This window comes from Bacillus sp. FSL M8-0025 (assembly GCF_037975475.1).
GTDB lineage: Bacteria > Bacillota > Bacilli > Bacillales > Bacillaceae > Bacillus > Bacillus subtilis.
The window spans coordinates 3,125,375-3,140,484 of record NZ_CP150258.1; the positions used below are offsets into that span (position 1 = coordinate 3,125,375).

The 15,110-nt window shown below is 49.6% G+C and carries 9 protein-coding genes; 2 read left to right on the top strand and 7 right to left on the bottom strand.

Annotated features, from left to right (window positions below; translation table 11 throughout):
• Positions 1 to 3 precede the first annotated feature (3 nt).
• Positions 4 to 1,140 carry an alanine dehydrogenase gene (ald, locus tag MKX38_RS16245; protein ID WP_014480718.1) on the top strand — a complete coding sequence of 379 codons (1,137 nt, stop codon included), beginning with the start codon at positions 4 to 6 and terminating at the stop codon, positions 1,138 to 1,140.
• Positions 1,141 to 1,251: 111 nt separating this feature from the next.
• Positions 1,252 to 1,929: a YukJ family protein gene (locus MKX38_RS16250; protein WP_163117230.1), complete on the top strand. Its 678-nt coding sequence runs from the start codon at positions 1,252 to 1,254 to the stop codon at positions 1,927 to 1,929.
• 44 nt (positions 1,930 to 1,973) lie between these two features.
• On the opposite strand, the gene MKX38_RS16255 is transcribed toward MKX38_RS16250, so the two are convergent.
• The 7 genes from MKX38_RS16255 to besA all read right to left on the bottom strand — a co-directional run bounded on the left by MKX38_RS16255 (position 1,974) and on the right by besA (position 15,038).
• Positions 1,974 to 2,183, bottom strand: a complete 210-nt coding sequence (locus MKX38_RS16255; protein ID WP_003228753.1) for an MbtH family protein — start codon at positions 2,181 to 2,183, stop codon at positions 1,974 to 1,976.
• 15 nt (positions 2,184 to 2,198) lie between these two features.
• On the bottom strand, positions 2,199 to 9,335 hold the full coding sequence (gene dhbF, locus MKX38_RS16260) for a non-ribosomal peptide synthetase DhbF (protein ID WP_339187721.1): 7,137 nt from the start codon (positions 9,333 to 9,335) through the stop codon (positions 2,199 to 2,201).
• Between the two features lie 19 nt (positions 9,336 to 9,354).
• On the bottom strand, positions 9,355 to 10,293 hold the full coding sequence (locus MKX38_RS16265; RefSeq protein ID WP_121572475.1) for an isochorismatase: 939 nt from the start codon (positions 10,291 to 10,293) through the stop codon (positions 9,355 to 9,357).
• A gap of 27 nt (positions 10,294 to 10,320) precedes the next feature.
• Complete coding sequence (locus MKX38_RS16270; protein WP_339187725.1) at positions 10,321 to 11,940, bottom strand: (2,3-dihydroxybenzoyl)adenylate synthase; 1,620 nt, start codon at positions 11,938 to 11,940, stop codon at positions 10,321 to 10,323.
• Positions 11,941 to 11,968: 28 nt separating this feature from the next.
• Entirely contained in the window at positions 11,969 to 13,165 is a 1,197-nt protein-coding gene (gene dhbC, locus MKX38_RS16275) for an isochorismate synthase DhbC (RefSeq protein WP_339187728.1), read from the bottom strand.
• 25 nt (positions 13,166 to 13,190) lie between these two features.
• On the bottom strand, positions 13,191 to 13,976 hold the full coding sequence (locus tag MKX38_RS16280; protein ID WP_014480725.1) for a 2,3-dihydro-2,3-dihydroxybenzoate dehydrogenase: 786 nt from the start codon (positions 13,974 to 13,976) through the stop codon (positions 13,191 to 13,193).
• A 192-nt stretch (positions 13,977 to 14,168) separates the two neighbouring features.
• Positions 14,169 to 15,038: a ferri-bacillibactin esterase BesA gene (gene besA, locus MKX38_RS16285; protein ID WP_032722448.1), complete on the bottom strand. Its 870-nt coding sequence runs from the start codon at positions 15,036 to 15,038 to the stop codon at positions 14,169 to 14,171.
• Positions 15,039 to 15,110 lie beyond the last annotated feature (72 nt).

Sequence of the window (15,110 nt, forward strand, 5' to 3'; positions counted from 1 at the left end):
GATATGATCATAGGGGTTCCTAAAGAGATAAAAAACAATGAAAACCGTGTCGCATTAACACCCGGGGGCGTTTCTCAGCTCATTTCAAACGGCCACCGGGTGCTGGTTGAAACAGGCGCGGGCCTTGGAAGCGGATTTGAAAATGAAGCCTATGAGTCAGCAGGAGCGGAAATCATTGCTGATCCGAAACAGGTCTGGGACGCCGAAATGGTCATGAAGGTAAAAGAACCGCTGCCGGAAGAATATGTTTATTTCCGCAAAGGACTTGTGCTGTTTACGTACCTTCATTTAGCAGCTGAGCCTGAGCTTGCACAGGCCTTGAAGGATAAAGGAGTAACTGCCATCGCATATGAAACGGTCAGTGAAGGCCGGACATTGCCTCTTCTGACGCCAATGTCAGAGGTTGCGGGCAGAATGGCGGCGCAAATCGGCGCTCAATTCTTAGAAAAGCCTAAAGGTGGAAAAGGCATTCTGCTTGCCGGGGTGCCTGGCGTTTCCCGCGGAAAAGTAACAATTATCGGAGGAGGCGTTGTCGGCACAAACGCGGCCAAAATGGCTGTCGGACTCGGTGCAGATGTGACGATCATTGACTTAAACGCAGACCGCTTGCGCCAGCTTGATGACATCTTCGGCCATCAGATTAAAACGTTAATTTCTAATCCGGTCAATATTGCTGATGCTGTGGCGGAAGCGGATCTCCTCATTTGCGCGGTATTAATTCCGGGTGCTAAAGCTCCGACTCTTGTCACTGAGGAAATGGTAAAACAAATGAAACCTGGTTCAGTCATTGTTGATGTAGCGATCGACCAAGGCGGCATCGTCGAAACTGTCGACCATATCACAACACATGATCAGCCAACATATGAAAAACACGGTGTTGTGCATTATGCTGTAGCGAACATGCCGGGCGCAGTCCCTCGTACGTCAACAATCGCCCTGACTAACGTTACTGTTCCATACGCGCTGCAAATCGCGAACAAAGGGGCAGTAAAAGCGCTCGCAGACAATGCGGCACTGAGAGCGGGTTTAAACACCGCAAACGGACACGTGACCTATGAAGCTGTAGCAAGAGATCTAGGCTATGAGTATGTTCCTGCCGAAAAAGCTTTACAGGATGAATCATCTGTGGCGGGTGCTTAATTCACAATGAGCTTGCAGAAAGATTTCTGCAGGCTTTTTTATTTTTTAAAAGGAAAAAAGAGACCATTTCACGAATTATGACTATGAAGTTGATCATAAAGGAGGATTCATATGGCTGTTCAGCAATATGGCGTGTTAAAAGGCATAGTCTTAGACATGAAGCGGGAAACAGATGATGACAGTCCTCATTTCCAAGTCAAAATGCTCGGTGAAGAGAATACGTATTACAGGTGCGCCATCAATGTGATGTCCAGTTCTGAGGAATCTGAAGTATTGTATTTGGCTGACGATCAGTTTGATTCGGGCTCAATTACCATCCTTCCGAACATGCCGTATGGATATACAAGGATCAATGAAGCAAACCGTGAAGTGGCCCTGGATTATGTGCGGGGCAATTTGTTTGACCCGCGGAAAATGAAGCCTTTGCCTCATGAAATCACAGGACCTGATAATGATTTAAATGATTTTATTGAAACCTATATGAAGAAAGCACAAGATGAGAAAGCGCCGGTTTATATATTCGGTTCAAAATTCGGCCCTGAACAGGCTGCAGATAAAATATTCGGCTTTACCCCGACTAACGGAATACACAATATCCATATGAATCAAGGGAATGCAATGGATACGCGCTGGAAAAAAGACAACGGCTCTTGGCATGACGGGGGTATTCTGATTCAGTTTGCAGATCAGTGGGCCGCTGTGTTTTTAGCGTTTTTATCCCAATCTTGGTGTACCGATGAAAACGGAAACCCGGTCAGAGATTGTGATCATACCCAAACGTCTGCGTAAGATTAGAAAAAGAGACTGCGGCGAGCAGTCTCTTTTTGATACGATTACACATTTTCAACAGTCTTTAGGCTGTTTGGCCTCATATCGCTCCAATGCGATTGGATATAGTCCAAACAAGCTTCACGCCCTTTTTGCTCATGAACGACTGTCCAGCCGCTCGGCACATCTATAAAACCGGGCCATAGGGAATATTGGCCTTCTTCATTGATCAGCACCAAATACGTGCCATCCGCATTTTCAAAAGGATTTGCCATTCTATTTCTCCTCCCTTATTTATTCAACTCTTCCAATTTGACAGCGAGAACCTTGCCGATTTGAGCCAGAGGTTCCGGCTGACATAAATCTTTATGACGGCAGTCGATGTCAATTTGTTCAATCTGTCCGTTAATATAAGGCTTCCACGAATCAGGTTCAATCGGATCAAACCATTCAGGAATGATTGTTGATCTGAAAAACAAAACATTTCCACGGAAGGTTTTCGGCTTATAGGAGCCTAAAATGCCGACAGAATTGACATACGTATTCTTCAAATTTAAAATGACCGTTTCATCCAAGCTCGCAAGCGCACTGCCGTCACGGCGAAGAATCTCAATCGCTGCTTCAAAATCTAGCGGTTTGTCCCCTAAGCTGTCCGGATCGTACCCGCCTAACGCCAGAAGGGCAATAAGCGCTTCCTCATCATCCGGCGCCTCTTTTATAGGAAGGAAGTGGTTTGGATAGGCATCCAGCATCACCAATAGGGAAACTTCTTCTCCTTGATTTTGCAGCTGGGTGGCCATCGCTTGAACGACATTCCCGCCCAGAGACCAGCCTAGCAGATGGTACGGGCCTTTCGGCTGAACCGTTCGGATTTGTTTAATGTAATCGGCAGCCATGTCATCAAGTGTTTTCGGAAGCTCCTCGCGCTGCCCGATTCCCCGTGCCTGCAAGCCGTAGATCGGATAATCCGTTCCTATATTCGTCATCAAACCGGCATAGCACCAGCTGAGTCCCCCTGCTGGATGAACACAGAATAAAGGAGGCTTGTCTCCGCTTGTTCGGAGCGGCAGCAGAACGTCAAGAGCGCTTTGGCTTGATCCCATTTCAAGTCTTTCAGCGAGCCCGGCTACAGTAGGTGCTTCGAACAAGTTGCCGATGCTGAGTTCAACGCCGAGTGCTTCACGAATGCGGCTCATGAGCTGTACAGCAAGCAAGGAATGTCCGCCTAAATCAAAGAAACGGTCATCAATGCCGACACGCGGCAAGTGAAGCACCTCCATAAAGAGGTCACAGAGAATTTCTTCCTGCGGCGTTCTCGGTCCTCGTCCTGTCACTGCCGCTGCGAAATCCGGAGCGGGCAGCGCTTTACGATCAAGCTTTCCATTCGGTGTCAGCGGCAATTCTTTCATCGTCATAAAGGCAGCAGGCACCATGTAATCCGGCAGTCTCTCCGCAGCATATTTGCGCAGTTCCGCCGTATCAAATGTTTCTTCCGAAGGGATGACATAAGCTGCCAACCGTTTATCTCCCGGCTGATCCTCACGAACGATCACTGCCGCATCTTCAAGCTGCGGATGCTGAACAAGTGCGGCTTCAATTTCTCCCAATTCAATTCGGAATCCCCGAATTTTCACTTGATGGTCTGCACGGCCGACATAGTCGAGAGAACCGTCAGCGCGGAGGCGGGCCACATCCCCAGTGCGGTACATCCGGGTGCCTGGAGGACCGAACGGATCAGCTATGAAGCGTTCAGATGTTAAACCAGGCCGGCCTAGATAACCTCGTGCTAACCCCGCTCCTGATACATACAGCTCTCCGGCAACACCCGGCGGGACCGGCTGCAGGCGTTCATCCAGCACGTATACACCAAGATCGGGAATGCCGCAGCCGATCAAGCTGTTTGCCCGTAAAGCTGCCATGCTTCGGTCTAATTCGATATAGCTCACATGCACCGTCGTTTCTGTAATCCCATACATATTGATAAGCTGCGGTCTATTTTCAGGGTGGCGGTTGTACCAATCCTCTAAACGGCTGAGTTCAAGCGCTTCTCCGCCAAAAATGACATAGCGCAGACTGAGTGCCTGTCCGAGATCCGGCTGTTCCCGTTCCGCCTGCATAAACTGATAGAAAGCAGACGGTGTCTGGTTCAGAACAGTCACCCCCTCTTTGACAAGCAGGCGCAGAAATGCTTCTGGCGATCTGCTGACGTGGTGAGGCACGATTACAAGACGTCCGCCATGCAGCAGAGGACCCCAGATCTCCCACACCGAAAAATCAAACGCATAGGAATGGAACATGGTCCAGATATCATCTGAGCTGAAATGGAACCAGTGCTCGGTCGCTGCAAATAAACGTGTTACATTTTGGTGAGGAATCATCACACCTTTTGGAACACCTGTTGAGCCGGATGTATAAATGACATACGCCGTATTCAAAGGCGAAAGCGGCTGAGTCCTGTCCTTATTTTTTGGATTCTCTGCAGGGTACGTGTTTAGTTTCTCTGCCAGCTCGGGATCATCCAGCACGATTTTCGGCACGTTTTCAACTGGCGGAATGTGATTTGCAGCTTTAGTGTTCGTCATGATAAACGCAGGCTGGGCATCTTTTAGCATAAAAGCAATTCGATCAGCCGGATAATCCGGATCAAGAGGGAGATAAGCTGCCCCGGCCTTTAGCACCGCCAATAGGCCGACAGCCATTTCCAACGATCGGGGCAGTGCCAATGCCACAAATTGCTCCGGCCCGACACCTTCACTAATCAGCATTCGGGCAAGCCGGTTTGCTCTTTCATTCAGCTCTGCATAGTTCAGTGCCTGATTTTCATATACAACGGCAATGGCATCAGGACGTAAAGCAGCCTGCTTCTCAAATTGCTCTGGCAAACATGCGTGCGGAATCTTTTCAGATACACTTTGCCAATCAGTCACCATGCTGCTGCGTTCCTCTGGTGCAAGAATATCCAGATTTCCGATTTGCTTGTCAGGATCAGACTCGGCAGCCTCCAACAGGCGCATCAATCGGTCAGCAAGAGCCTGAGCAGTTTCCCGCTTGAAAAGATCAGTGCTGTATTCAAGCAGTCCTTCCATCCCGTTTGGTGTCCCGTCAGCAAGGCGATCTTCACTGATTTCCAGCGTCAAATCAAACTTGGCAGAACCGACACTGTTGATTCGCAGGCTGCTCTCCATATCAGGAAGATGCAGTTCAGCGTCCGGTGTGTTTTGGAACGCAAGCATGATTTGGAATAAAGGATGCGTCGCACGCGAACGAGCCGGATTGAGCACCTCTACAAGTCTCTCAAACGGCAGATCCTGATTGTCATAGGCGGCCAGATTCACTTTCCGTACTCTGTCTAGAAGCTCACGAAAGCTTGGGTCACCGGACGTATCAGTTCTGAGCACCAATGTATTAATAAACAGCCCTACAAGATCGCCCAGCGCATCATCATTCCGTCCCGCGATCGGACTGCCGATCGGAATGTCGGTGCCCGCCCCGAGCCTTGTCAATAAAGCGGCGAGACCGGATTGAAGCACCATAAACAGGCTCACCCTATTTGTGCGAGCCAGCTCCTGCAATCGCTTGTGAAACTCGGGCTCAATACGAAAATGAATCGTATCTCCATCATGACTCGGCTCAGCCGGACGTGAATAATCGGTTGGCAGTTCAAGCTGATCAGGCAGGTTTTTCAAGGTTTCTTTCCAGAAAGCAAGCTGACCGGCAATCAAGCTGTTAGGATTATCCTCGTTTCCAAGCAGTTCTTGCTGCCAAAGCGCATAGTCTGCATACTGCACAGCAAGAGGCGCCCATTCGGGAGATCGTCCGTGGCAGCGAGCCGCATAAGCCGTCCCAAGGTCTCGGGTCAGCGGTGTTAAGGACCAGCCGTCCCCGACAATATGATGGACGAGAAGAAGCAGCACGTACTCGTCAGGACCGATCACAAAAAGCTCGGCACGAAAAGCAGGTTCAGCTGCAAGATCAAAGCTGTAGCGTACAGCTTCGGCAAGACGATCAGAAAGCTCCTTCTCAGCAATTTCAGTAACATGTAACTCAGGATGGGCTTGATCGGCATCTAAAATATGCTGATAGGATGTCCCCTGTGATTCAGGGAAGATCGTCCGAAGGCTTTCATGACGGCAGACGAGGTCATAAAGTGCCGCTTTCAGCAATCCTTGATCCAACTCACCTGACAAACGGACAGCAACCGGAATATTATAAGTAGGACTCGGTCCTTCCAGACAATGCAGGAACCATAGCCGGCGCTGGGCAAATGATAGCGGGATCTTTTCAGGCCGCTCAGCTCTCTGCAAAGCGGGACGTGCACTCTGCGCCAAATCAAGATGGGCAGCGAGTCCAGCTACTGTCGGTTCGTCAAAGAGCTTGGCGATACCAAGTTCGGCCCCCATTACCTCGCGAATGCGGCCCATCAGACGGGCTGCAAGAAGAGAATGGCCCCCAAGCTCGAAGAAACTGTCATCGATACCGACGCGTGCCAAACCGAGAACCTCTGCAAACAAGTCACACAATATCTCTTCCTGAGGAGTCCGCGGAGCCCGATCACTGACAGATGTGCTGAAGTCTGGTGCCGGCAGTGCTTTCCGGTCAAGCTTGCCATTAGGTGTTAATGGCAGCTCGTCCATCTCCACAAACGCCGCCGGTACCATATAATCAGGAAGACTGGCCCCCATATAACGACGAAGCTCTGCAGTATCAATAGCACCATCAGCGACTACATAAGCCGCCAATCGTTTGTCTCCCGGCTGATCTTCCCGTACGACAACCGAGGCCTGTTCAATGTGCGGATGATTGGCAAGCACGGCATCAATTTCTCCAAGTTCAATTCGGAATCCGCGAATTTTGATTTGATGATCCGCCCGCCCGATATAATCCAAAGACCCATCGGCACGCCAGCGGGCCTGGTCTCCGGTCCGATACATCCTAGTTCCCGGCGGTCCGTATGGATCTGCAACGAAGCGCTCCGCCGTTAAATCAGGGCGATGGAAATAACCTCTGGCCAAGCCGGTGCCTGCAATATAAAGCTCTCCGACAACGCCCGGCGGCACCGGCTGCAATCCATTATCAAGCACATACACCTGCGTGTTCCAAATCGGTTTCCCAATCGGAGGAACGCCCTGCAACCCTTCTTCAAGAAAAGCTGCGGCAGACCAAATCGTTGTTTCAGTGGGACCGTATAAGTTCGTGACTGAACAATGAAGGTCTTGAAGCGCCTGCAAAAGACCGCTCGGCAGCGCCTCGCCTCCTACAAGCACTCTAAGCCCCCGAAGTTTCTCAGGTTCACTCGTTACCAAAGCGTGCCACAGTGTCGGTGTCGCCTGCATGATGTTAATATCGAAATTTTCAATCATTTGAGCTAATGCCTGCGGCTCACGGATCGTTTCTTTCTTTGCGATCACGATTTGCGCTCCGCTAATCAGCGGAAGATATAACTCTAATGCTGAAATATCAAAAGCGACAGTCGTCACAGCCAACAGCCTGTCTTCTTCTCCTAGAGAAAACGCCTCCTGCATGGACAACAGAAAATTGCTTAAGCTTTTCTGTGTCACAACGACTCCCTTCGGTCTTCCTGTTGATCCTGAGGTATAGATGATATACGCAGGATGGTCAAGAGAAACCGATACATCCGGATTTTCCGGCGAATAGCGTTTTATAATCTCCTGTGTAACAGCCTGATCAAGCACAAGCTCCGGTACAGCCAGGTCATCAGGCAGACTGGCTGCTATTTCCTCAGTCGTTATGATGCATGAAGGTTTCGCATCCTCCAGCATGTAAGAAATGCGGTCGGCTGGAAACTCCGGATCAAGGGGGAGATACGCCGCACCAGTCTTGAGCACACCAAGCATTGAGGCCACCATCTCAGGGGAACGCGGCAGCGCCAAAGCGACAAACTGCTCCGGACCAATCCCTTTTTCGATCAACAGACGCGCGAGGCGGTTTGCCTCTTCATTGAGCTTTCGATAGTTGACTTGAATGTCATCACACATGAGAGCGATACGTTCTGGCGTAAGAACTGCCTGCTTTTCGAACATGTCCTGAAGGCTGACCAGCTTCTCGGATTTTGCCGTCTCATTCCATTTAGAAATGACTTTTTCTTTCTCCTCTGGCAACAGAAGCTCCATTTGCCCAATCAGCATGTCCTCTCCGGCAGAAGCCGTTTGCAGCAGCTGCAGGATACGCTGCTGATGAAGCTTAATATCAGACTCACTGTATACCTCAGGATTCGCATCAACATCAATTCGCAGCCCGCTGCCGTCTGTTCTGTCATATACATTGATTGATAGATCATCAACAGGACCGGCTGAAAGATTATGCGTTGTGCCCCGGGCCCCGGCAAAGTCGAGACCGTAATCAAACGGCATAAGATTGATTTGAGGGCCAAATAATCTATGATTTTCTCCTATCAATTTCAGATCGCGCCGAAGCTCTTCATGGCGATACTTATGATGTCGCCGAATGCTGCGGATTTCCCGGGAAATTTGCTGAATCAGTTCAGAAAAGCTCATCGAAGAGCTTACCGTCAGCCGGAGCGGGAGAAGGTTCATCACCATAGCCGGTACATTCAGTGACGCGGACCCTATCCGACCCATCATGGGCAGGCCGAGCACAACATCCTCAGAGCCGGTCATACGGTGCACATAAACAGCTGACACCGCAATCATGACTTCATGCCAGCTTCCTGAGAAATAGCGCGCCGCTTCTTTTAACGCGTTTACATCAGACGGAGGCAGATATGCCGTATGACGAAGAAAACTGTTAGATGTTCTTGGCGCCCGATCAGCCAAGCTCACAACTTCAGGTGCATCTGCAAAACGGTCCAGCCAGAATTGACGATCCTTCTCATACTGCTCTGATCCGCGATAATCTGTATCCTCTTCCAAAATGGCCTGGAGAGACCCAAAGGAACGGCCTTTAGCTGTTTGTCCTTTTATAAGCGCAGTATATGTACTTGCCACACGTTGGGCTATCAGGGAAAAACCGAAGCCGTCGATCGCTATATGGTGAATGCGCTGATACCAAAAGAAACGATCAGGCCCGGCAATAAACAGAGCTTCATTGAACAAAGGGTCATGCCCTAAATCAACCGGCTTTGCTAAATCAGCTTTCATCCAGTTTAATGCTGTTTTTTCCGGATCAGGCTCAGAGCTGACGTCAATGACGTGCAGCTGTACATCCGGAGACGGGTTTATCATCTGCCAAGGCCCGTCCATATTTTCACCGAAGCGGACATGCAGCGATTCCGCTTCCTTGATCACGTACCGCAAAGCTTCTTCAAAAAGAGCAATATTGATTGGTCCATTGATTTCTATATATTCCGCTGTATTGTAGATTGGATTGTCCGGATCAAGCTGCTGAGCAAACCATATGCCAGTTTGCGCCCCGGTCAAAGAATATTGAAGATCTTTTGTATCAGGCATCCGTTTGTTTACCCTCCTTTTATAAATAATCCGCGTTTGGCAGCACTTGCTGGCTGCGGGTTGTGAGCAATTTTTGCCATTCTTCGATCGTTGGGCGTTCAGCCAATTCCACGAAAGTCACCTCTGCCCCTTCACGGCGCCATTGTTCCACCAATGTCATGATCCTTACCGAATCAAGACCACGATCGAGCAAATCCTCTTGATCTGTGATGTCTTCCGATGTTTCTTGTAGAAGCTCAGCAATTTGTTTACGGATATTCTCACATGTAAACACATTCTTTTTGCCAGTGTTTGCTGACGTTTTTTGAACGTCTGCCGGCGCATTCTGCAGCTGATCAAGAAGACTGTCAGTCATCACGGTAAACGCACAGCGTCCAGCCGCATAGTCCAGCGCCATTTGATGTTTTTCTAATGAAAAATCAGCAACTGCATCTCCCACAAAAAAGGCTTTAATATCCTCCATAAATGCTTCACATGCTGTAACAAGACAGCCGATATGGGCGTAAATTCCTGTAATGATCAGCTGATCGCGTCCCTCTTTGCGCATCATTTCAAGCAGATTCGTTCTCTTAAACGCGCTGTATCTCCATTTTGTCAGCACAAGATCATCATCCTCCGGTGCCAGCTCGGTTATAATTTTCTCCTCATAAGGACCGCTGTTTAATCCCGGGCCCCAAAAGTCTGTCAGCAGCGCACGGTCATCCGGATTTTGGCTTCCCGGCTGTGCGGTATAGACAACAGGAATCCCAAGCTGAACACATTGATTCTTCAGCTTTCGTATATTCGCTGAAAGCTCTGTTACCGGAGACGCTCCCGCTGTGAAAGCATCGACAAAATAGTTTTGCATATCGTGTATTAACAAGACAGCCCGATTCGGATCAGGCACCCATGATACTTTATTTTGCGGCATATCAGATGCTGTCGGCATTTGATACGGCTGAATGGCAGGTATAGCCATATGAACACTTCCTCTCAAATTGTTGATTTATTTTTTTGATCCTGCAAGAAGCTTCTCGGAAATGGCTTCACGGAGCGCTTTTTTGCTGACTTTTCCTACTCCTGTCTGCGGGAAGGATTCGACAAATTCAACTCGGTCAGGGATTTTATATGCCGCCAGTCCGCGCTCTCTCAAAAATGCTTTAAGCTCTGTGGCTTTTGGGGCTTCATCCCGGGGAATAATGAACACACAAGATCTCTCGCCAAGAAATTGATCAGGCATGGAGACCATTGCCGCATCATGGACAGCCGGATGCGCCAGCAGATGATTTTCTACCTCTTCAGCCGCAACCTTTTCTCCTCCACGGTTAATTTGATCCTTCGCCCGGCCTTCAACGACAATATAGCCGTCTCGTGTCAGCCTGACGATATCACCCGTACGGTAAAAACCATCCTCAGTAAATGAAGCGGCATTATGCTCTTCTGCCTTATAGTAACCTCGAATTGTATACGGCCCCCGCGTCAGCAGATGGCCTGTTTCACCAGGTTTTACGTCGCGATCATGATCATCCCAAACACGCACTTCATCATATGGAGACATCGGTTTTCCTTGGGTGTTGACAATGATCTCCTCAGGATCATCCAATCTCGTATAATTGACGAGACCCTCTGCCATTCCGAACACCTGCTGCAGCGTGCAGCCGAAAACAGCTTTTACCCTGCGCGCGGCTTCAGCACTAAACTTGGCACCGCCGACCTGCAGCACTTGAAGGCTGGATAAATCATCACGGCGTGAGGATGCCGCATCCATCCATACCATCGCAAGAGGCGGAACAAGAGCGGTTATCGTGACCTTTTCCCGTTCAATTAAAGGAAATGCGTCATCTGGACTTGGAGAAGGAGATAATACCACTCTTCCTCCAGCGTATAATACGCCGAGAACGCCGGGTGAGCTCAGCGGATAATTGTGTGCCATCGGCAGCGCGGCCAAGTACACCGTGCTGTGGTCGAGCCAGCAGACCTCCACACTCCGCTTCAGGCTGTATATGTAGTCATCGTGGGTCCTCGGAATCAGTTTCGATAGCCCGGTGCTCCCGCCAGAAAGCTGGAGGAACGCCACATCCGATGATTTGACTTCAGGCAGTTTTACAGGTTCTGCATGCAAATCCTCCAGCGGTAAAAATTCCTCTGCCTCACCTGCGACAATGATGTTTTTCAAAGTCGGCAGCTTACTTTGAACCTGTCTGGCAAGCGTACGGTAGTCAAAACCGGAATAAGCGTCGGGAATGATATATGCAGCCGCTTCAGCAAACTCGCAAAAATATGTAATTTCACTGCTTCGATGAGAAGGCAGTGCGAAGACTGGAAGCGCCCCCAGACGGAAAAGCGCGAAAATGACTTCAAAAAACTCTTTGATATTTGGCAGCTGCACCACAACACGATCCATCTGTTGAATGCCGAGCTTTTGAAATCCGGCAGCCAGGCGATCAGCTCTTGTGTCAAGCTCTCGATAGCTCCAATGGGTGTTTCCGTATGTAATGGCAATGCGATCACCATACTTGGCTGCCCGGTCCCTTAACAAATCTCCAAACGTCTCACCGGCCCAGCAGCCGTTCTTTCGATAGGTCTCAGCTAACTCATCAGGCCAAGGCGTAAATCCTTTCAGCATGTTGTATCCCTCCAGCAATTCATTCTGTTCATATGTGATCCACGCCCATTGCCCGCAGCATTGTCCGAAACTTTGCGGACGTCTCCTGAAGCTCGTCCTCAGGCTTTGAACCGGCCACAACACCAGCTCCAGCATACAGGCGGAGTGAGCGTTCTTCTGCTTCTGCACAACGGATGGTCACGATCCATTCTCCGTCACCGGCATCGTCACACCATCCGACCATGCCGGTAAAGAAACCGCGGTCAAATGGTTCAATGCTGAGAATCGCTTCTCTTGCAAGATCAGTCGGTGTTCCGCAGACGGCTGGCGTCGGGTGGAGCGCCGCCGCCAATTCAAATGCGGTTACAGACGGGTCGGAAAGCTCTCCCTTAATCACGCTGGACAGGTGCCACATCGTTTCCGTTTTGATCAGTGAAGGCTTCTCCGGAACCTCCAGCGTCCGGCAGAAAGGTCTCAGCGCTGCCGCAACCGCGTCAGCGACAACCGCGTGCTCATGAAGATCCTTTGCGGAAGAAAGCAATTCAGCTGCCCGGCGCTGGTCTTCAACAGGATCATTACTGCGCGGCCTTGAGCCGGCTAATGGGTTGGAAACGACCTGTGTTCCCATCCTTGAAACGAGAAGCTCCGGACTTGCTCCGAGCAATGTTCGGCGGGGAGACGTTTCCTCCTGACTGGACACGTCTGCGGCAAACGTGTAGCCATGCGAGTTATGCTGAGCCAGATGGCGAAGCAATTCATCCGTCTGAATCGGTTCAGGCGATGTCAAATGCAGCGACCTGGACAGAACGATTTTGCTGAGTGTTCCATCGGCAATGCGTGCCAGCCCTTGTTCAACACCATTTTTATAATCCTCAGGTTCAGGAACAGGCTTTATGTGGTATGTATGCCCAGCCTGCTGTTCCTCTTCCTCATGATCAAATTGAAGCGGTCCTGACCAGCGCACTTCTTCAGGTACAACGAGCCGCGCTGCTTTTACTTGATCAAAAGGAACGGCCCCGACAACAAGCGGCCGGCTTTGCCCTGATTGTTTTGCCTGACGTAACGCCTCTGCAATTCGGCCAGAAAGGGTTTCCATTTGGTTTTGCCCGTCTGCCTCCGGTACGATTTCACATATGCCTTTCGCTAACAGTACACGATGAGGAGACGCTAAGAAAAAGGCGCCCGGCTGATATTCATGAAGCAAATGCTCCGCTTTTGTTTCTGTTATAACGTTTTGATCCAACATTCTCATGAACCTCCTTTAAATTCAGTTACACGCCTAAGGTCGCGCCGCCATCTACGCATAAATTATGCATCGTAATATGCCCTGCCTGGCCAGAAACCAAAAAGAGCACCGCATCCGCAATATCCGAAGGCTTGGCTAGTTTTTTGAGCGGGATCCCTGTTTTAAATGTCTCAAGTGATCCTTTTATGACTTGCTCCGCTCCATTCTCGTCGGCCCATAATGACCACTGCATGTCTGTTTCCGTTGATCCGGGAGATACAATGTTGCAGCGAATATTGTATTCTGCAAGCTCAAGGCCAAGGCATTTCGTAAACATCACAGCCGCAGCCTTTGAAGACGCATATGCCGCCATAGATGTTCTTGGTACACCGGCAGCATTCGATCCGACTGTTACAATCGAACCCGATCTTCGGTCCATCATATATTTGCTGACTGAACGCGAGGCGTTAAATACGCCAGTCGAATTCACTGAGAACGTCGCCTCCCATTCCTCATCGCTAAGCGAATGGATCAGTCCCGGGCGAAGGACACCCGCTACATTCACTAAAATATCAATCGGCCCCATTTCACGTTCGATGCGCGCCGTGATCTCATCAATCGCTGCGCTGTCTCTCACATCCGCAGGAAAAGCTTCTGCATGGCGGCCTTCTGCTTTGAGGCTGCTCACAACCTTTTCCAGCTTTTCAGGATTATAATCAACTGCCGCAATATGTGCGCCTTGACTGGCAAGCGTCCGCGCAACTGCTTCGCCTATTCCTTGGGCAGCCCCTGTTATAAAAGCAATTTTTCCCTCTATACTCTTTGCATTCATATCATCAATTCCTTTCTTCGCTCTAAATGCCGAACAGACATCCAGCGCAAAAGACTGCTGCGCCTTGAAAAACGCAATCTATTGATAATGATTATCATTATCAATTATAAAAATAATCATATCCAAATGTCATGTGACAGTCAAATATAATTTCAGTGACAAATATTTTTTAAAGGCAAGGCTGAGTATGTCTCAGCCCATTGAAAGATGCGGTCCGTCAGGGTGAAGCGCAAAACGCAGCGCCCGGCTGACCAAAACAGGAAGAACTGAAATATGTCCTTCTCCTGAAAACTCGCAAAATTCCGCCCGTATGCCTTGTTCAGATAAAACGGCCAGCCGCTCATAAAGCTCCCTCGCATTGTCGTTCATCCGGCTTTTATGATGCTGCTCCAATTCTCCTGCGGCAAGCAGGATATTGATAGGCTGATTGTTTGTCTTGGTGAGAGAGACGAAATGGTCCGTTTTCTCGAGAATAAACGGTTTATTCCAATGAATGGACGGACTTCCCGCGATATACGTTTGAAACGCATCGGGCTTTGTTAGCAGCACCTGCAGCACGAAAAGCCCTCCGAGCGAATGGCCAAAGATTGTTTGTCTTTTTTTATCAATCTGATAATCTCGTTCTATCTCCGGTTTTAAATCCTCTTCAATAAATCTGAAAAAGCCCTCCGCTCCGCCATGCTCCGGCCATTCTCTGCCGTCGGGCCTTTCCGGCAGCTTCGATTGGGCTGTTGGCATTGTAAAATCCCGGTGGCGTGCTGAGGAGAACGGCTCCGCTGTCTCATAGCCAATGCCGACGATCACTGCAGGGATCACCCCGGTTTTTTCGGGTCGGCGTCCCTGTATTCGAACGGCTTCCGTCATCGTTCCGAAGACAGAATTGGCATCCAGCAGATAAATCACAGGATAACCAGCGGGTGGCGGTGGCGTACTAGGTTTCGAGATAAAAATGTGATAGGTACGGTTTTCATTGCGTGAAGACATCATACGCACTTCCGTACCAGGAATCGTAAATGCGTTTGATGTCCCGCCATTTGTCCGGTCTGTTGTTTGCTCTTTCATGCAGTACGACATTCCTCTCCTTAAACTAAACCGCAATGTATGATAATGATTTTCACTATCAACTAGACACCT